The organism is Paramesorhizobium deserti (genome assembly GCF_001558695.1).
In the GTDB taxonomy this organism is placed as follows: domain Bacteria; phylum Pseudomonadota; class Alphaproteobacteria; order Rhizobiales; family Rhizobiaceae; genus Paramesorhizobium; species Paramesorhizobium deserti.
Genome location: NZ_LNTU01000005.1, coordinates 1 through 20,800 on the forward strand (window position 1 = coordinate 1; position 20,800 = coordinate 20,800).

A 20,800-nucleotide genomic window follows, 5' to 3' on the forward strand; every position below is an offset into this window, starting at 1 on the left:
GAAATCGACGCGCTCATGCCGTGGAACTACGCCGCCTAAACGGCCTCAGCTTGTCGCTTACAGAAAACGCTGTCCATGGGGAGGTTCTTCGAGGTGTCCGATTGCACTGAACCGGAAGAACGCGCTCTTTGCCGGTCATGATGCCGGTGCCGAAAACTGCGCCATCATCGCCTCGCTCATCGAAACCTGCTGACCTTGCCCTGACCTTGCCCCCAAGTTTTATCCAGTTTTGAGTTCGCTCCAGCGGTTTTGGGTTGCGGTATTTGGGGCGGTATGGCCAAAACGCATCAACGCCTCTCACGCCATGATCCTCGTCGCCATGGGCGGCAACCTGCTTCGAAGAACCGCCCATCCGTGACTTTCAAAACGGACTCTGAGCACTCGACCAACAGTCAAGTATTGATCAGACCTGCAGACTTCCGAGTTCCCATACCCCCAGGCTCTTGTCATTATATCGGTCTTTAACGTTGGGGTGGCGCTCCCTTATAAGTGCAATGGGCGGCGGGAGATTGAAAGGAGCTTTTTCCAAGTTGAGAGGACGCCATCCTCCAAGCTTCATTTCCGCATTTTCTGTACGATCGGTAAAGGTAGTGGTCATCAAATACCGAGAGCCAGAGGACTTAAACAGAGCTAGGGTACGCAACGCCGTTTCAAGAGGGAAATGTACGAGACAATCTCGGCAAAGAATTGCATCTACCGTCGGGAGAACCTGAGTAGTAATGTCTCCCACAGTAAAGAAATGGTTGAGTGGATATCCTTTAACGGTGTGTTGGGCAATCAATTCATTTACCACGTCCACGCCCAAGTAGAATTCCAGTTCATGTGTTATTTCTGGAATCCAGGTGAGGTCACCACATGGGGAATCACAAAGGGTGCGAATATGTAACTTGCGGAAGAGGTCCATAAGCTCTGGCCGCAGTTTTGCGGTCGCCTGCAATGATGAACCCGGACCGGAGGGGACCGGCCCTCTCCATGCATTCTTGTGAAAGATCTGACTAAATGTACTCTTTACTACATCGTTGCTCACAACGTTATTCATAATGCCCTCCTCTTTTTCGTTGAGATGAACTGATTGATCGACGTGCGTTCCAATTGAAAGAGACGTAAGTAATTTTGACCAGGACCGCGCCATTTGTTTTGTAGAAAATCGCTCAGCATCTCGCCTAGCCTGAGCTGAAAGTGCAAGGTGTAAGGATTCGTTTCGCAACACCTTGAGGATGCTCTGAGCAAATTCGGCCTCATCACCGAAGGGCACAAGGAACCCATTGTAACCGTGACGGATAAGCGCCCCTGGACCATAGCGGACATCAAACGCAACCACAGGGCAACCATGGCAGAGACTCTCCATAATTGTCAGCGAGAACGCTTCGGATTGACTGGTAAGGATAGCCAGTCCCGCACTCTCGTATATGGATGCAGCGTCTTGAGCCCATCCATTAAGAAATACATTGGAACCCAATCCCTGTTCTTGCACCAATTTTTGCAAACTGGGCAAGGTAGGATCTCCTGAGTTCCCAAAGCCGTAGCAATGCAGGCTTGCATTTGGAAATTCGCTAACGACCTGCTTGAAAGCACGAATAGCCATTTGATGGTTTTTTTCAGGGCTGTATCGCGCGAGGTAGACGACCTTGTAGCGATCGCGGCGCTTGAAGTCGCTAGGAGGCATCGAGCTGTTATATGCATGCCCGATGACGCTGATCGGAGCAGCGCCATAGCGTTTAATTATATCTGCTTTTTGCTCTTCCGTTAGCACAACTATCGCATCTGGACGCTGAATTTCTTGTAGAATTGCAGTGTAATTTCTGTTCTCCGGACCGTGCTCGACTTGACGATAGCTGCGGGTGTGCAACGCATGAACAATGGGAATAACAGTTACTTTCGATGTATCAGATTGCAAATCTCGCGCATCCACCGCAGATTTGTAAAGTACCCTACTCTTATCTACAAAGAACACATGGTTAAGTTTATCATTTCCCACATATTCATTTAACCAATGCGTCATTAGCTCATCTTCAGTCTTCACCTTTCCCAACAATATACCATTTCTACCGATTATCTGAATATCATATAATCGACTTTGTCCATCATATACCGAGTAATTCTTAGAAAGGGCAATAGATCCATCAGGCCTCATAAACATTTCACATTTAATGTTCGCATTATTTTCATCTAATATCTGAACACTACTGATAAATCCTCGCCAGTCGTAAACGTCACGCCTCCATTTTATGTTATTGCGGAAATGATTTACATATGCGATCTTTCCAGTATTCTCCCGCCGAGCGACATACATCAACTTTTCGCCTCGTTCGTTAAAGACGCGATGATCATTTGTCCTGGGTATAGATTTCCATACCTGAGTCGGATTCAGTTCCGGCTTTAATAAATCTGCAGCTTTACCCTTTGATTGATCAAATTTCTCGGCTTCCTGATAATAATCATACATGTTATGGAGCGGAACACTTCTTGGAAGTTGTCCGGCCAATCGAAGACATTCCTCAGCATACCTCAACTGAGGATTATATTTACTTGTCAAAATACGTGGTGAGATGCCTAATTCCTGCGTGAAGAGAACTGCACGAAGCAGCGACGCATTCTCTACCCCCGTGCGCTGCACACCCATATCGACATTGAGAAAACTGTACTGGCAGTTCTCTATCGGAATAGCTGGTCTCTGGTCTCGGCTAATTGCTGGCCGCGCGAACGAGGGCCGATTAAGAGAAGAGGAGGTTGGGGATGGAAGCTTAATACGAACAACACTGTTTGGCACGCGAATGGAATCAGTCTTCAAGTTTCCATTTATGAGGCAAATCTCAATCACCAGATCGGTATTGCGAAGCGTTTTTGACGCTGGCGGGCGAAGAGCGAAATAATCCCGATAGACTTGTTGCGGCTGCCATCTGGACGTAGGCAGCATCCAATCGCAGGGATCATGATCCATACCAGCTCCCCAAACCACGGAGGAGCCTTTGTCAGTTGAAATGGCCCTGATATCGAGCCGCCAATCGGCTGTCAGCTTTTCATCACACGTCCAAAAACTTTCTACCCAAAGCATTGCTCTGCCAGACAGATTCCGTGGCTTACAGCGGAACCCAAGAAGAGCAAGTGGACCTATACAAATAGGTTCTGACAGACGCGCGTCTACCGGTATATCTGTAGCAGTCCATTCATCTCGAATGCCAATTGCAGCTAAGGCAGATACAGCAGCATCCTCCGATATGACATGACGCATCGAAGTCGGAGTGCTTTTTTTTAAGGGATAGCCCGCCGATTCACGTATTATAAGTGTCGCCCATCCATTTTCTTCAAGCGCAATATCGGTACCAAGTTGCAAGCAAAGATCGCGATAAGCAGCGCTGACCTTAATAGCTTCGTTCTGCCGCAACTCATAACTTCTGCCAAACGCTACGCGAACAGGAACAAAACTAACCGCGCGAATGCCCTTTCGATCAACATGCAACCTGAAAACACCGGCGCCACGTTCCGGACGTTTTGAATCGAACAGGAGATTACCTGCGTCGTGAATAATGGGCTTTCCTTTATAAACCTCTATACCTTGCAATACATGTGCAGAAGCACCGAGGATGGCGTCCGCACCTGCATCAATGATCGCGTGACCAACCGCTATTTCCGCGTCATCAGGGATGGTTGCCCAATTCTTTCCCCAATGGACAGCAACCAGTACTATGTCAGCGTTAGATCGAGCCTCTGAGATCAGTGGCGTCAAAGTTTCCAGCCACAACCCAGGTCTTTTCATATCTAGATAGGCAATGCCGGCTGAATTGTCGGTAGCCGCAAAATGACGCTGCGTCGCATCGATAGAGAACATAGCGACCCTGAATGGACCTGCTTGCGAATAGGCAGGGCTAAAAGCTTCTGAGATATTATGACCCGAACCCGCAAATTTTAGTCCAAATGTCGTGAGCCAACGCGACTGCTCCATTAAAGCTTCACTGCCATAATCTCCAGAATGATTGTTTGCGACCGCAACCATATGAATGCCGGCTTGGCGGAGAACCTGAAGCATTTCTGGACGAGCGCGGTAGTAATAAGGACCAGACTCTCCTTTTTCCACTCCGGCGGTTCCGAGTGTTGACACAACACACTCAAGGTTCACAATACTCAAATCTGCTTCCCTGAGCGCGGCGATATTTAACACATTGTCGATTCCGATTTCATTGGTGATATAATGCTGCCCCCTTCCAAGATTCACATCACCACCCCAGGCGATTAACACATCTTTGCTATAACTATATTTTTCAGATGCATTCTCTGTTTGTTTTTCCGCCTCATCCTTTATGAAATCACAAATTTCCATTTGTAAATATCTCCGATATCCATTCGCCATAACTACCTTGCGGACAACTGGGAACACTTCCGCACCGTGGAAGACCGGTGGTCGCGGACTATGGCAAACCGTCGGTTACGATCACAAAAGCGCGGTCTCGCCAATATTTGGCTGAAGCGGTATCGTTCTTCACTTCGGCAGGCAGGCTTGGAATGCGAATTTCAGAATTGTGAAGCACGGTCCCCTTCGTGTTGCCCGAAATAGCACTGAAAGTCAGCAAACCATCCGCTTCTTTCCATGCCGTTAAGATTAGAGTATGCCCACCAACACCAACCGTAGCTATCGACACGATGCTTCCAGGAGGCAGGCGTTTGCGCCGTTCTTCTGGCGTCCATTGCGCCATTTCCTCGAAACCGTAGGCACGGGCACCGGCTTTCTGATAAAAGCGATACAAAAAACGCCCGTTGATTTCGCGGTCGCGCACGGCCGGTGCAGGTCGTCCTATTGCCTGTTGAATATAAACGGCGAATTCGGAGCACCACGCTACCTGCGCCGCGTCCGAGTATTTCCGGAAATCCACATTGCCCAAGTCGGCATAAGCAGCGGTAAGCACTGGATTCCCGTCGAGCTCGTAGTACAGATTTTTGAAGATATGAATAGCGGTAGACAAGTCGAGGACTTGATAGCCATCAGCTGTAGTGTGATGCAGGGGCGCGAATTCTGACGATTGCAATGCATGCTTATTGAGTTGAGATGCAGTCTCTTCCGTATTCAACAACCAGTTTCCGCCACGCCGCACCTGGACAGCCAAGCGTTCCGCCGTGTCATTGTCGGGCATCCGATATATGATGGCAATCCCGCGCCAGCATATATCGCAACCGGCGACCCTTTCCGCAGCAGCAGATGGGGAAAGGCCTTTCTGACCCAGCTTAATTCGTTCCGCCCAGCCGAATACCCGCGGCTCATCACCATTCTGGGTTAATTTAACGACACGCCATGTTTTAGGTAATCCCTGCTGAACCCGTAGGGTCTCCCAGTCAACCGCTTTATCCGATGGCGCACCATAGAAAACAGCCATCACATCGACTGGGATCGCATTCCCGTCCGCCTTTACGGCGATTTTAGATACATGAATTTTCGCCGCCGCACTTTGTGCGCCGGCGCAAAGCACCAGGAACAGAACACTGAATATCCATGGGATCCTTCGCATGATCATTTCCTTCATTTATTTGACGGAGAGCGAATCCGACTTGGCAGGCTCAGGTTTCTGCAGGGTCGGGTCGAGTTCTTCAGGCAAGTAGACACGCAAGAGGTTCGGCACCATGTTCGCCGCCCCGCTATAGTTCTTACCCGCAAAACGACGTTCGAATTCGAATAAATGCGCGGTTAGTTCCGCCGCGCGGAGCGGGACAGTCAGAAGAACCGGGCGTACTTTCGCAGCATGCCCAATAGCGTCCCGTAACTCCCTGTTTGTCCTGGAGGACAGCGGCCAGCCGGCCCCGACGGGCTCGAGACACCAACCCGACCAGTGATAAAGACAGGGGCGGCCACCTTCTTCTTTATAAGCGGGCTGCCCCCCTAACCACGGCAACACTAGCTGCTCGGGTAGATCGTCCAGCACGGAAACCAGATCGCTCCATATATCGCGAAGATCTTCCATGTTTTGAATTTGCTTCTCGTCGGCGACGGACTGAAGGATGACCTCACACATGTCAGGCTTCAATCGCGCCCTGAGATTTGGACGCGAGCGGCGATATTTGTCGATCAGAGATGGGGAAGGATCATGGCTCAACAATTGGGTTCGGATCGCGTTCGCGGCGGCCGTGTACGCTGCGCCTTCAAGACGCTCAGCGTGCGGTTGCCAGCGCATCAGATGGCAGAGATAGCCCTTCACCTTGTCTTCGCCGAGCCATTCGAATGTGGGCAGAAAGGCTCCTTCCACGTTCAACAGGTCGGCTTCCTGCTGTGCGAGAGCGTCTCGCGTGTGATTGTACAGCTTAACAAGATAGCCTTTGGAGACAGGTTTTTCTTTGCTGCTTTCTGCGATGGTGACAAAAAAAAGAGCGATGTTACCCGCTTCCATCATACTCATACGGACGGTCCAGTCGCCTTCGATGACGCCCTCATAGGACTGCACCAACTTGCGGATCCAGCCTATCCGATGCTCCGCCCGCAAGAGATCATCGAACGGACTGTTTCGCGAGGGGGGAGAAGGCCAAGGCACATCGGGCAGAAACAGGGCCATCGCCTGACTTTTCTGCCGCATCAGATTACGCAGGTTCAAAACCACGCTGGTGCTCTGCTGCAGCGCCTGCCGTAACACGAACAGCAGGATAAAACTGACATAAAAAGGGGGCATGGCGCCGTGCCAATGGGCCCAGATCAGCCAGCCAAGGGCGCAGAAGAAGCCTGTGTTTGCGTAAAGGCCCAAAACCCACCCCAACGAGGATGCCAGCCAGTGCCGCACTGGTCGCCAGCAGATGGCAGCGCACCAGATCACCGCTCCGAAAAGCAGACTCCAGCTCACGAAGACGACCAGTATGGCGGGATACAGCAGAAACAGCAGCCACAGCGACACAGCGACAAAACATGCGTCGGCGAGGCAGCGCGTGATCCGCCGGTAGATTTGTTCGGCAATCTCACGCTGGTTATTGAACAACCCTGTTTTGCCACCCGCCAGCCTTTGCCTTCTGGCACCACGCACGCACAACCAGCCAGTTATCTTCTCGCCGGAAAGGTGAAGCAGATATGCCAAAACCGCCGCCAAACTGAGGATGAGTACCTGACTCTCTTGCGGTAGCGTTGCGACAGATGCTGGGAGAAGCCAGGGTTCACCCCCCGAAAGAACCACCAACACCTTCCAGGGGAGCCAGAAGGTCGCGAACATGGCCGTCTGGGACACAAACACGACCAGCACAATGGCCCCGAAATGAACCGGCGTGCGGCGCAAGATAGCCGCGATTAGCGAAAGATAGGAGCGCTGGTGGGGTATGTTCTTGAAAGGAGCTACCGGCAAGTTCCCACCCAATTGACGGCCCGTTCCCGCGTCGATGTACTGCCCGCTAAACTCGGATGTCGTCATGCCGGCCCCCTCGCCACCTATCTTAGCCGTGTGGTCAATCCCTCAAGCAACGATACGTTGTTCACCGACGGGCAGCACCGCGGACCTTTTCTCAAGAAGCTTTAGGTAAGCGGCATAGCCGGAAACATAGTGCTCCACATCATCGATACGTACACGGAAGGCATGGTGACGGATAAAGAAACTGCCGACGATCTTCGCCGGGTTGGCGTAGAACATCGCCAGTTCAGGCCAGAAATGTCCATTCAATAGATAGTTCGCGCGTGTGTGCAGCGCATAGTAGAATTTTTCTACATCGACCTCACGAAGAAGATGCCGGTGCGTTTGGTCTACGTCGAGTCGATCAAGCATTTTTTGAGCTGCCATCATGAGCTCAAGAAGCGTTGGAAACGTCGTTATGCGCTCGATCACGAAGTCAAGATGACCGGCGAAGTTTTGCAGGCCGAACCTGTAATATTCTTCACGCGGCCTGTAGCGCGTAAGTTCATTGACGCAGTAGGAGAGCCAATGGTCATGCGCTTTCCAATGCTTGGCGTCTATGAAATGCGCGAAGGCCTTCTCAACTGCCGACAACCATCGTGGATCGCGTGACAGATCATATAGGCGCATCAATCCGAACGCTGCCTCGCCGTCGTAATATATTGTGCGGAACTCTTCCTTCAACGAGAGCGACGGATAGTTGAAGACATGGGAGAATTTTCCTGTCTCCTGATCTTGCATATATAGAACACCTTCAGCGAGCCTCTCGAGAAGCCCAAGATACTTTTCTGTCTTCATGAGTTCGCTGTATTTCGTAAGAGAAAGCAAGCATACCGCACTTCCTCCAAGTTTTATTTCGCCGTTCTCCTCCAGGAGGAATGCAGCCGATTTGCCATCTACATCTACATCTTTAATAAGAACATTGGTTAGATACTCGATTGCTCGGTCTATGGCATCTTTCAACTGCAGATCACGCGTGGCCTCCCAGGCATCGAGCATGGCAAAGACGGTGCTGGCGTGCCGCAGGCTGTTATAAGTGTCAATCGGTCGATCGAAACAGGGATGCCAACCATAGTAAAAGCGACCATCTGGTTTCACCTGGCTTGCTAGATAACTGCTTGCCTTTCTGATGAGATCCCGAACCTGCCCAGCGGTTAACGGACCGACATCACGCCGACCGGCGTCGCGGCTGGCGCCATTGAGAAGATAGACGTCGCCGGACCCAGTGGAAACGAAGACGCCCCTGGTCGAGAATACATGCACTTCTCCATCATCGGGAAAGCTCAGCTTGTCTAAATTGTGTCGCAGGGTTGCGTAGCGACAAAAATTGCCAACGTTCAGCACTGCATGACGCGTCGCTCCCTCATAAAGCATTGCGTTGCCATTCAATTCGGTCTCCAGAAACGCGTGTTTAAAGACGCGATCCAGCGAAAGACCGTAACGGAAATAGTTGCGTTTCGTAGCCTCCAGGCGCTCGTGCAGATCAAGCCAGGAAGTTTCTTCAGCGGCTTCGACCCAGTCGATGCGCAGCCACCGCGGAGTCATCTTCTTCTTTTCGACAAGCCGAGTAACGCACTGCATGCCTTTCCGCCACACAGATGCAAAGTCTTCACCCGTTACGGTTGTGACGCCGGCGCGCCGATGGCCATCACTCACCGAAAAGAATAGAACGAATGCAGGGTATGGACCGGCGAGCGTGACCACATTTTTTTCGACCTGAGGCCGGGCGCGCATGAGAAGATGAGAGAGGCTCATGGAAATGCCTGCTTTACGATTAACGGAATCGGATGAGAGTCATTATCAACCTAAGATTTAGATAGAATTCACCCATCGGATGTTCAGCACCGGTTATCAATTCGTAACCAGCGTGAAGCTTATGAGCAATATAAGTGGGACGATAGGCTAGCACGCAGATCCGCTAGCGCTCGTGGACCAAGGAATCCTACCTCGGCTTCGTCGCAATCGCCGCGGTCAACTATGGATACCCTTTATCCACGAGCGCTAGCCAAAGTTGTCAAGCTCGACAATCTCAGTCCGGAGATTGTGAAACGAGCCTAATCATCTCGATTTCAAACTGACGTGCTTGCTCGTCGGCGGTAAACTGATGCGCCGCCAGAATTTGCAGCCACCGCGATATGGCGAAAGGAAGAACTCCAATTTCGGAACAAAGACTCAGCGCACGGACAATCCGCAGTACATTCTCGTATCTAAATCCGTCCTTGCGCGCGTCTATAAAATGGCCCAGCGCTGCATCTACATGCCCGTGCATAAGCTGGCGATATTGTGAATAGTCTGCATACCGCGTTGAATCGATATCGCCGCCAGCACGGCGCATTGCGACCGGCAGGCCGTGAAAATCTCTCAACCCGCAATCAAAAATCTCGCACATTGCATTCAATGCGGCCAGATCGATGACTCTGTGAAAGAGAGGCGAATTGAGGCGCTCGCTCGCCTCAAGAGCCCTAAATGGGAAGGTTATCTGGCAGATTTTTACAAGCTTCCCACACCTTTTTCCGTAGAGAACAGGAAATCCGGTTGCCACCCCACCACCGCTTTGTTCTACCTGAAGCTTATTGCCGATAACAAATTTTGGATCGAACGGATTTGAAAGGCTGAAGACTCCCGACATGCACAATTCCGCAATGGGCTGAACGGTCGGATTCAGAAAATCCTCCGGCATGCCATAGAGGAAATAAACCTGTTCATCTTGAAGCACGCCATCGGTCGAATGGAAAAAAGGCTCCATCTCGCCCCCCTGTGAACCGATCACAATCCCCACAGTGCACGGAAACTTCGCGCCCTGAAAGGACACGATATCTATCGTCTTCGCGCCCTTCGCCTTCAGGTCCGAATAAAAGTCATAGACCTCGGCGGCATTGAATACCGCCAAAAACGCGCTGACCGGACTGCTCACGACTTTCTGCTGCTGTTCAACATGTTCAATATCGAAATTTGCCATCTCTATACCTGCACAGGCCGTCCCCAACCAGGAGGCACAGACGCAGCCTCTTTGATAGGCAAAGCCCCCTCTGCTTCAGGTTCCAATCGTGCGATCGCCAAAGGAATGCAATGGACCGTAACGCGGACGTCTTATCTCATCGGGACAATTCACCGGATAACACGTCAGCCGATATCAATCTGTGATCCATTAAGCTTTATACCGCTGGAAGATAGTGATACCTTGCTTCCGCCGACCGAAAGAGAGATTTCCTTTGCGGTGATCTTGATATGAGCATCACCTACCTTCAACTCGATCGTGTCGGTCGTTTGATGGTGCTGCGTATCACCACATTTCATTTCAAATTCTTTTTTTACATTTTCTTTCTTTGATTCACAATTCTCTTCTTTATCTTCAGAATAACATTTTATTACTTTTGCTTTATTATATTCATAGGTCGTAGCATAGTTATGGACATGTACTTCCCCATATTCATATTTTTTTGTCACACCATTTCTATAGCTAAACTTATCACCAAACTCATATACCGTAGAGGACCCATTAAAGTACCATGAATCAGTTCCCGTTCTTGTTGACTTGAAGCATCCATTTTCTACCGATGTCTTGCACCCTGTGAAATGGTCGTTCACAACCGCATTGGTTATTCCGGTCTTTGTTCCCGTGAAAATCGTGTTCTCTTCGGCAAACTCAACAGTATTAAAAATACCGGAAACGAATTCATTCTTGATTCCCACATATGCGGAATTGTCTATCCCTGATGTGAATTCATTCCTTATCCCGGTCACCATCGAATTTTTTACAGCAATGGCGCTGATTTCATTGCTGGCAAGCTTCGCCGTCACCTTATTATCAACCAGATCCTCCTTTTCTTCCTGTTTTTTTACATCCTGTCCTTTCAATTCAAGGGCTTTTAATTCCTCTGTATTACTTAAGCCGGCCAGCGCCGCATTATTTTTCACGCCTGTCGCACTGAGGTTGCCATTGGCTGCGGGATTGTTGCCCGTAGCCTGGACACCAGTCGTGGTTGCAGCGCTTGAAGTATCATTTAAAGCCAAATTCAACATTTTCATCTCCTAGTGGACCTAGCCCACGTCGATTTTCGGCGCCCCCTCGACAATGCTTCCCCCGCACGACAGCGTATCCCCCTGACGGGCAACCGCTTGACCGCCACATTTAACGTGGCCCGCCCCCTGAGCGATGGTGCATCCGCAACCGGTTACATCTCCTACCCTGGCAATCCCCTTACCTTCCGCCTTGTGGTTGGATCCGCCTACGATCGCACTTCCACCTCGTTTGCAGACAACGTTGTCACCTATACGAGCAATTCGCGCCATTGATGCTCCTCCTATCGACGGCTCTTCTTCTTCTCGATGCCTCCGTCCCTGGCATGCTTCAGAAGTTCCTCGAAACCCTGCCGCATGGATGGATTCCATCCCTGGGCCAAGGACGACAGGCTGCCCAGCTCTGATACGAGGCGCTCATAATCATTTCCGACGATTTCATAGGAGCGGTTGTTGACCATCTCCAGCTTGTCCCGCTGGGCGTGGATGAAGATTTCTTCCCGCCCGCTTTCGTCCTCGAAACTCAATTCGTTGTATCCCGACCCTTTGTGAGTGCTTGTGCGAAACACGCTCTTTGTCTTGTTGGCCGGTAGCTCGTATGGCACACCATTATCGGCATTCGGCACGACGCCGGTCACCAGCGGCCTGTCCGGATCACCGTCCACGAAGGCGACCATGACTTCCATGCCGACGCGCGGAATGATCTGTCCGCCCCAGCCGCCGCCCGCCCAGTTCTGCGCCACGCGCACCCAGCAGGTATCTGAACCATCCTTCTTTGCCCTCCGGTCCCATGGAAACCACAGCTTGATCCGTCCATGCTGATCCGCATGGATCTCCTCCCCCTCGGGACCGGCGACAATCCCCACTTGGTTGCCGGCAACCTTCGGCCGCTTCGTCGCCCGATGCGGTGTCAGCGGCACGCGGGCGGGAATGGCCTCGAATTGATTGCGGTATTCCGGCCCATCGGAATTCGTCTCGTAAGAACGGTTGACGATGAAATGTCGGGCCGCCACGACCACATGCTCCTCATAGGCCACATCGGGGTGCGCCACGTCATACGGCGTGAAACGGCGGCCGGCCTCCAGGATCCGTGAGGTCGATTCACCGAAGACCCGCTCATGATCGGCCTCGCACGCCAGCATTCTGAGTTTTTCCGCCCGCTCGACCGCCTCCACCGAAAGGGCACGTGCGGGAAATTCGTAGAGCTCACGCCTAGCCGCCTCCGGCAGCTTGACCAGCGATGGCATCGACGTGCCGGGTATCATCTTTGGTGTCTCGAAATTCCAGTCGGCCCCAGCCCGCCGGCCAGGGATATAGGCATAGTGCCGGCGCCAAGCGGTAATGTGGTTGCGGTCTGACGACCCCTGCGCCAACCGCACCTGCCCTTCTCCTTGGGCCGAGGGCGATGGCCCCAGCCATGCATTCGCGCTATCGGCCACGTGCAGCTGGTGGTGGCCTTCATCATGGCTAAACCAGAAGAACAGCCCGTCCTCCTCGAAGCGGCGCAGGAGATATGTCAGATCGCTTTCATTCCACTGTACCGAATGGTGTTGCGCGGGCGGCGGCGAGATCACGCCGGAGACATCGGGCGCAGGCAGACCGTGCTCCGACAGCAGCTCGTAAATGACATCAAGAGTTGTCTGGTCTTTCCAGATCCGGCAATCGGAACGACGCGACAGGAGCCATAACTGCGGCCGCAGGACAAGCGTATAGGACCGCAGGTCCCGCGTGACAGCCGGCCCTTCATGCAGTTCGGTGACAAGCCCGTTAAAAGGCCGACGGATCGCGTCCCCCTCCTCGCCCTGCTGGATTTCCAGCGAGAGATCGACGAGGCGGCCGATCAGTTCCTCAGGTTTTAGATTGTCGCGCTTGGCACGAACAGATAGCTCGATCTCAAACAGCGACGAAACCGCCTCGCTGACTATCGCGCGCTCGGCCAGAAGCATGTCATCGCCCAGCGGAGAAATCACTTTCAATATACGGTTTGCCTGGACGAAGTCGGCGGCAGAAGGTTCATCGCTCATGACTGGTGTCTCTATGTTGCAGGACTGGTGGTCCGATGATTCAAACACGCTGGCCGACAAAATAAGTGTAGCGGAGTTCCGGTAAACTGCTCGAGGCCAACCGGGGCTTGAAACCATACGGCGTACCCGCCGGAAAAATCGAGCTGACCTCGTCAAGCGTGGCGGCCGTTCCCAGGATGGAGATATTACAGGGAAGAACGACGCAATCCGCGTTCGAATTGGCCAAGGCATAATTCATCTCGACGGCAAAAGCCGAATGGCCGCTTTGTTCCAGCATTTCGATGATCAACGCTTCATTGCTTCTCAGCCAGCTTTTCAGCCGACAGAAGAGCAGACCTTCGTTGGGGTGCGCACTGGCAAAACCCGTGCGCATATGATGTTGCGGCAAGCCGCCGGTGCGGGCTGGATGCTGCGTCGTCTGCTGTGTTGGAAGCAACTCCCGCGCACCGACCGGCATCAAGCAAAGCTGCTGAGTGGCGAGCTTAAAAATCGGCATGCCGACTCCTTTTCGAGAATCACGCCGGGTTCAGGGGCACGTGAGCGCCGCACCCCTGAAGGGCGGGAGGAAGCAAAGATGCCGGCGGATCGACCAGCACCTTGCTTCCAATGGCCACAATCATCCAGCCTTGGTGGTGGCCAGATCGTAAGAAGCGATCACCGGTGACTGCGGCGAATGGTTGTCGTCGTAAGGGGTGTATTTCACCTCCATTTTAGTGAAGTTGAGCTTGACGGTTTCGATCGGGCGATCGCCATTCGAGTCCACCGCATAACTTGCGATAAGCGTGTTGTTGAGCGTGTACTCAATATAAGTAGCGCCCGGATTGCCCGTGGTGACCATATGGATCGTCGCTCTTTTTCCGGTACGTCCCGAGCAGGCTTCCTGAAACAACTTGGTCGATGACGAGTCGCTAATCTTTGTGAGTATGACTTCCGAGACCACCGGCTCCGATGCCTCGCGGTTGGCGGCGGAACCCGCCGAAGTATTCATTTTGCGGGACACATCCCAGTGGATTGCCTCAATGTCCATCCACTTACGATGCTGTTCGTGCGTTGCATCCCCCTGAATTCCATCAATTTGCAAATAAATTGGCATGCTCAGTTTCCCTTTATATCTGGCAAGTTAGGTCGAAGACGCCCTTTGCCGTTTTTGCCGCACGCGGTGACTATTCACCGCATCCAAAGCGGCGCTATTCGACGTCCGGCTTTGCCGTTCGGCGAATTCCTTTTTACCCGCCAAACGCGCGGGAATGACGCTGAAGCAATTGGCGTCGAAACCGATCTCAGCAATACTGTGCGTCTGCCCAGTGGCGAGCGCGTCGAGAAAGAAAGCGGAAAGGGCCGGAAGCAGATCGCGCGCGATCATGCTCTCGATGATGCGTGCTCCCATTTCGCTGGCTCGGGCACGCGCAACTAGCGCGTCCTTTGCCTGTGAAGACAGAACCACTTTCGTTCCGTAGCTCACCCGAACCCGGTCAACGATCCGGCCCAACTGCACATCGACGATCTCTGACAATGCGTCTTTGCCAAGCGGCATGAACGGCAATATTATCGTACGGCCGAGAAAGGCGGGTTTGAAATGCTTCTGGAGTTCAGGCGTCAACAGCCTTTCCAGTGCCTCTCCCTCCGGCATCGTATCAGGATCGGCGGCCAGTTCATAAAGCAGCTCAGCCCCCGTGTTGGCCGTCATCACGATAGTGGTGTTCTTGAAGTCGATGTCACGGCCCTCGCCGTCCCGCAGCGTACCCTTGTCGAAAACCTGGTAAAACATCTCCTGCACGCCAGGATGGGCTTTATCGATTTCATCGAGCAGCAGCACGCCATATGGACGGCGGCGAATGGCCTCGGTCAATACGCCGCCTTCGCCGAAGCCGACATAACCGGGCGGAGAGCCCAGGAGCATCGAGATCTTATGCTCCTCCTTGAATTCCGACATGTTGATAGTGGTTAGATATTGGCTGCCGCCATACAACAAATCGGCCAGCGCAAGAGCGGTTTCGGTCTTGCCCGTCCCTGAGTTGCCGACCAGCAGAAAAACGGCGGGCGGGCGGCGCGGATCGGAAAGGCCCGCGCGGGCCGTCTGCATCGACGCCGCGATTCTTCCAATGGCTGCGTCCTGGCCAATGACCCTTTCCTTCAGCCGTGCTTCCAACGTCTTGACTGCTTCCACCTCGTCGCAAAGCAGTTTGCCAACCGGGATGCCTGTCCAGCGCGCCACAAGTGAGGCAATTACCTCGCGGTCGACCACCCGCGGAACCAAAGGCTGTTCGCCAGCGAATTCCCAAAGGCCGCGCTCCGCCGCGGCCAGCGCCGTTCGCGCCTTCTTGCGCTGATCGGCACGTTGTTCGAGAAAAGCCGGTGCGTTGATACTGTCTTCATCTGCGCCGGCCACTTCCTCTCCATTTCCTGCCTTGCCCGGACTGCGAGAGATCAAGGCTTCCAGGCGATCCGCTTCGCGAACCAGCCGCATCTCCTCGATATATCGCGCTTCAATCACTTCCGCCTCCGTTGCAATCTGGCCACGCCGCGCCTCTATCTCCTGTAACCGCGTGCGGTTCGTTTGCGTCACCGGTTCGTTCGCCAGCCAATCCGCCTCGGTGCTAAGCAGATCATCCTCATTGCGCAGCGCTTTGAGCGCTTCCGGCAGCGCCTGCCGGGCAAGCGCCACAGATGCGGCGGCCGTATCAAGCAGGCTGATCGCCTTGTCGGGAAGCTGTTTTGCTGGGATGTAGCGCCCGGAAAGGCGAACGGCGGCGGCAATCGCTTCATCGCGAATTCGCACCCCATGATGGGCGGTGAAGGCGCCAGCAACGCCGCGCAACATTCGGATGGCGGTTTCCTCGTCCGGTTCGTCCACCTTTACCGTCTGGAAACGCCGCGTCAGGGCTGCGTCCTTCTCGATAAAGCGTTTGTACTCACTCCATGTGGTGGCGGCGATCGTGCGCAATTCCCCCCGCGCGAGCGACGGCTTCAGGATATTGGCTGCATCGTCCTGCCCCGGCTGACCGCCCGCCCCGATTAGCCTGTGCGCCTCGTCGATGAACAGGATGATGGGCTCCGCCGCATTCCTTACGGCGTCAATCACGCCGTGCAGCCGGCGCTCGAACTCGCCCTTAACGCCGGCGCCCGCTTGAAGAAGGCTGATATCGAGTGAGAGAAGCCGCACGTCCTTCAGGATTTCAGGCACGTCGCCGGCAGCGATAGCCAAGGCCAATGCTTCCGCTATAGCCGTCTTGCCCACGCCTGCCTCGCCTACCAGGATCGGGTTGTTCTGCCGGCGGCGCATCAGCACGTCTACGACCTGCCGCAGCTCACGGTCTCTCCCTATGACCGGATCGATCCTGCCGGCACGTGCATCCGCGGTCATATCCTGTGTGTAAAGACGAAAAAAATCACCGTCGCCGGCAAAAGGACTGCCGCCTTGTCGCTCCACTTGGACAGCGGCTTTTGTATCCGTTTCCGCCCGCAGGTCGGTCTCGACCGCCTCGACCTTCATGTGGCACAACGATGGCGCTATGCCACGAGCCACAATCCTCAGTGACTGCTCCGATGAGAGAGCGATCAGCAGATCGCCAGGCTTAATATGGTCGCGACCGAATTGCAGGGAAGCGACTTGCCACGCTTCGCGCGCAAGCAGCAGCATGTTCTGCGAAAGCGTTGGAATGGATCCGTCGCCGCGCGCGAGATCATCTATCGCGAGGTCAAGCTCCCAACGTAGATTTCCAAGATTGACGCCGGCGCGCGCAAAGATGGGAGAAATCGCATCAATGTCGATGAGCGCCCGCATCCAATGGGCGATTTCAATCGTCGGATGAGCATTACGCGCCGCCATGGAGACGGCGGTTTCAAGTCCTACTTGCAGTACAGGTTCAAGTGCCTTGATCAGTCGATTGAGATCGATATTCATGCAAAACGCACCTCGATCGCCTCCTTAAAATATTACTTAAATCACGGAGGTGACAATAAATTTTTCACAATAAATGACTCAATAATTCCCAACGCCCTCGATGAATAGAGGTTTATTGGTTACGTTTTGATACAAAAGGATATATTATATCACAAAGCGTCTCATTTAACACTTTGTGCATTTTTTTCAATTGACAGAAATATTTTTATAAAGACGATATTGACGCATAATCAATTAACGAAAGCTTTTTATATCGTGTTTCTTGCGTTAAATGATATTATCGCTCCTGTGGGCGAGGATGCACCCTGTGGTGTAAACATCAGAAACGATCCTGAACACAGAGATATATATTACAGGATCAAGGATGCGCGAAATCTGGCACGCGGCATCGAGCGTACCATTACCCCAGGTGAGCCCCTGCGGCTGGCACAGGAGTGGCACGAGGTCAGTGACCTCGGCAAACAAATTCTCGTGTCCGCCAGCAAGGATATCGAGGTTCTGGCGTGGCTTGCGGAAGCCCAGATCAGAATAAATGGATATGCCGGTTTACGTGATGTCTTCCAAGCATCGACCTTTCTCCTCGAACGGTATTGGGACGACATTCATTCCATTTCCAATAATCCGGTCGAGGACAAGCTTGCTCCCTTGTCGGGACTCAATGGCGTCAGTGGCGAGGGAACATTGATCCAGGCATTGCGTCTTGCACCGCTGGTGCCCGGCGCTGGCTTCGCGCAGCACACCCTTTGGGATTACCAGCTAGCTCAGCGCATTGGTGAAGAGGAGCGATTGGAAGCGCTGCATCACGCGGCAGCCGAAGCCGGCGCGGAAGCGATGGCTGCGCATCTTGCTCTTGTTTCAGAATGCAGGGCGGCATTTGATGCGCTTGGCGAAACGCTTGGCGCGCGATGCGGCGAATTCGCACCGCCCAGCGCCAACACGCGTAACCTTCTGCTGGAAGCGGCAGCCGCCATCCGCATGCTGGCGGGGCTCGATGAAGAAATATCGCCTTCTCCCGGCTCTACCGCGGAAGACGCGCTCCCGGCGGGCGAATTGGATGGCGGCCGCGGCTTTCAGCAGAGCAAATCACATGCAGGAGCAATAGCCTCGCGCGAGGACGCATTCAGGATCCTGCTTTCTGTCGCACGCTACTTCCGCCGGACAGAACCGCATTCCCCGCTTTCCATGGCACTCGAAACGCTCGTTCGGCGGGGCCGCATGGATTTTTCGGAGCTTCTGATCGAATTGCTTCCGGAGACGCAGATACGCGACGCCGTGCTCACGGCCGCAGGAATCCGGCCCATGACAGCCGACAAAGAGGGTGCGGTACGCAACTGAAGCTGGGAAGCCGCATGACGTGCGGTGTTTCACACGCCGGCTGGATTTCAACTGGTAAAAAATCGGACGCGAAAACAGCGCCGTTCATATGAGGAGAGCCGAAATGGCAAGTATCCACGATAAGCTTGAAAGAGTTCGCAAACCCCGCGTCCACATAAAATATGAAGTGGAAACGGAAGGTGCCGTCGTGGTGAAGGAATTACCCTTCGTCGTCGGCGTATTGGGCGCCTTCTCAGGAGATCCCACACAGCCGCTAAAGCCGTTCGGTGAGCGGAAATTCGTCCAGATCGACCGCGACAATTTCGATGACGTGATGCGTCGCATGACTCCGGGCCTCAACATCTCGGTCGAAAACACTCTGCAGGGCGGCGATACCGAGATGGCGGTCTCGTTGAAATTCGAGGGTCTTGGGGATTTCGAGCCCGGCGCAATCGTCAATCAGGTCCCCGCTCTAAAATCGCTGCTGGATGCCCGCAATCAGCTTCGCGATCTGATGAGCAAGGCTGATCGTTCGGAGAATCTGGAACACATGCTGGAGCAGATCCTCCAGAACCAAGCTGAACTCGGCAAACTTACCCGGGAACTCGAAGGTGACAAGAACGGCAACGCGCAGGATTGAAGCGTTTGACGGGAGATTTGAAGAATGAGCGCCAAAACGCAGCTTAAGAACGAGAGCACAGTCGAGCTCTCCGCCAACAGCACCCTACTGTCGAAGGTCGTCGCCGCAACGCGGCAGACGGAACCGGACCGCGCGCGGGATCTCCTGCGTACATTGACGAACCAGGCCCTGAATGGCACCGTCGTCTACGACCGCAACCTGACCATCACCTTGAACAAGGCGATAGCCGAGATTGACCAGACTATTTCGCGCCAGCTCGCGGCCATCATGCAATCCGCGGAATTCACGAAGCTGGAAGGCGCCTGGCGTGGCCTGCACTATCTGGTGTCCAATTCCGAAACCAGCGCCAATCTGAAAATCCGGGTCCTCAATGCGAGCAAGCAGGAGCTGTCGAAGGATTTGGCAAAGGCGGTGGAATTCGACCAGTCACAGCTTTTCAAGTCGATCTACGAAGACGAATTCGGCACACCTGGCGGTGAGCCTCTGGGCACAATTCTCGGCGACTATGAATTCGACAACTCTTTCGAGGATGTCCAGCTCCTGCAGGGATTGTCGTCCATCGCCGCGGCTTCCTTCGCGCCGTTCATCTCGGCCGCCAGCCCCCACATGTTCGGTTTCGAGGATTTTCGCGCACTCGCCAAACCCCGCGATCTCGAAAAGATCTTTGAAAGCGCCGAATATGCGAAATGGCGCTCGCTGCGCGAGAGCGACGACTCGCGCTTCGTTACGCTCGCGCTGCCGCGCGTGCTGGCACGCATGCCCTATGGTCCGACGACGAATGCCATTGACGAGTTCAACTATGATGAAGCCGGAGGCTCAGAGAATGGCGAGTTGCCGCACAACAGCTATTGCTGGATGAACGCGGCCTATGTGATGGGCGCGCGCCTGACCAGCGCTTTCGCCAGGAGCGGCTGGTGTACGGCCATTCGCGGTGCGGAAAACGGAGGTAAGGTCGAAGATCTGCCGATGCACATCTTTGCCAGCGATGACGGCGACCTCGATCTGAAGTGCCCGACCGAGGTTGGTATCACCGACCGCCGCGACGCCGAACTTGGAAAGCTGGGTTTCCTGCCGCTGTGTCATTATAAGAATACGGATTATGCCGTCTTCTTTGGCGCACAGACGACGCATAAGCCCAAGATCTACGACAAGCCGGAAGCGACCGCCAATGCCGCTGTTTCGGCCCGCCTGCCCTATATGATGGCCACCTCACGCTTCGCCCATTACCTCAAGGTTATGGGCCGCGACAAGATTGGCTCCTTTATGGAAGCGGAAGATTGCGAAGCCTGGCTCAATCGATGGATATCCAATTACGTCAACGCCAATGAAGACGCTGGAGAAGAGGCCCGCGCCAAATACCCTCTGCGTGACGCCCGCGTTACGGTGCATGAGGTACCTGGCAAGCCAGGTGCCTATAATGCCGTGGCCTGGATGCGCCCCTGGCTTCAAATGGAGGAGTTGACGACCTCTTTGCGCATGGTCGCGCGCATCCCCTCGAAGAACTGACGGCAGCTCCTTTTGCGAGCGGCTGCCAGCGGCAGTTTCTTGGGCC

General features: G+C 53.8%; 12 protein-coding genes and 1 pseudogene. 3 read left to right on the forward strand and 10 right to left on the reverse strand.

What is annotated here, in order from left to right:
* Nucleotides 1–403: 403 nt before the first annotated feature.
* The 10 genes and pseudogenes from ATN84_RS25885 to tssH form a co-directional block, all read right to left on the reverse strand.
* Complete coding sequence (locus ATN84_RS25885) at nt 404–4,318, reverse strand: CapA family protein (protein ID WP_161939562.1); 3,915 nt, start codon at nt 4,316–4,318, stop codon at nt 404–406.
* An 88-nt stretch (nt 4,319–4,406) separates the two neighbouring features.
* Nucleotides 4,407–5,498 carry a hypothetical protein gene (locus ATN84_RS08550; RefSeq protein ID WP_153020162.1) on the reverse strand — a complete coding sequence of 364 codons (1,092 nt, stop codon included), beginning with the start codon at nt 5,496–5,498 and terminating at the stop codon, nt 4,407–4,409.
* A gap of 15 nt (nt 5,499–5,513) precedes the next feature.
* A complete protein-coding gene (locus ATN84_RS08555; protein ID WP_068881262.1) occupies nt 5,514–7,370 on the reverse strand; it encodes a hypothetical protein in 1,857 nt (618 codons plus the stop codon).
* Between the two features lie 42 nt (nt 7,371–7,412).
* Nucleotides 7,413–9,101, reverse strand: coding sequence for a glycoside hydrolase family protein (locus ATN84_RS08560; protein ID WP_068881263.1), 1,689 nt, complete (start codon nt 9,099–9,101; stop codon nt 7,413–7,415).
* Nucleotides 9,102–9,375: 274 nt separating this feature from the next.
* Complete coding sequence (locus ATN84_RS08565) at nt 9,376–10,305, reverse strand: hypothetical protein (RefSeq protein WP_068881264.1); 930 nt, start codon at nt 10,303–10,305, stop codon at nt 9,376–9,378.
* A gap of 164 nt (nt 10,306–10,469) precedes the next feature.
* Entirely contained in the window at nt 10,470–11,369 is a 900-nt protein-coding gene (locus ATN84_RS08570; RefSeq protein ID WP_068881265.1) for a hypothetical protein, read from the reverse strand.
* A 141-nt stretch (nt 11,370–11,510) separates the two neighbouring features.
* Nucleotides 11,511–13,390 (reverse strand): annotated as a pseudogene (tssI, locus tag ATN84_RS08575) (type VI secretion system tip protein TssI/VgrG); the annotation flags it as partial.
* A 40-nt stretch (nt 13,391–13,430) separates the two neighbouring features.
* Nucleotides 13,431–13,886, reverse strand: a complete 456-nt coding sequence (locus tag ATN84_RS08580) for a hypothetical protein (protein WP_068881266.1) — start codon at nt 13,884–13,886, stop codon at nt 13,431–13,433.
* 120 nt (nt 13,887–14,006) lie between these two features.
* Nucleotides 14,007–14,483 (reverse strand): Hcp family type VI secretion system effector, encoded by a 477-nt coding sequence (locus ATN84_RS08585; protein ID WP_068881267.1) that lies wholly within the window; start codon nt 14,481–14,483, stop codon nt 14,007–14,009.
* A 27-nt stretch (nt 14,484–14,510) separates the two neighbouring features.
* Nucleotides 14,511–17,294, reverse strand: coding sequence for a type VI secretion system ATPase TssH (tssH, locus tag ATN84_RS08590; RefSeq protein ID WP_068881268.1), 2,784 nt, complete (start codon nt 17,292–17,294; stop codon nt 14,511–14,513).
* A 219-nt stretch (nt 17,295–17,513) separates the two neighbouring features.
* Here tssH and tssA point away from each other — a divergent pair, with 219 nt between their 5' ends.
* The 3 genes from tssA (at nt 17,514) to tssC (ending at nt 20,754) form a co-directional block, all read left to right on the forward strand.
* Nucleotides 17,514–18,629: a type VI secretion system protein TssA gene (gene tssA, locus ATN84_RS08595; protein ID WP_342027675.1), complete on the forward strand. Its 1,116-nt coding sequence runs from the start codon at nt 17,514–17,516 to the stop codon at nt 18,627–18,629.
* Between the two features lie 103 nt (nt 18,630–18,732).
* Complete coding sequence (gene tssB / locus ATN84_RS08600) at nt 18,733–19,248, forward strand: type VI secretion system contractile sheath small subunit (protein WP_068881269.1); 516 nt, start codon at nt 18,733–18,735, stop codon at nt 19,246–19,248.
* A 24-nt stretch (nt 19,249–19,272) separates the two neighbouring features.
* Nucleotides 19,273–20,754, forward strand: a complete 1,482-nt coding sequence (gene tssC, locus ATN84_RS08605) for a type VI secretion system contractile sheath large subunit (protein WP_068881270.1) — start codon at nt 19,273–19,275, stop codon at nt 20,752–20,754.
* Nucleotides 20,755–20,800 lie beyond the last annotated feature (46 nt).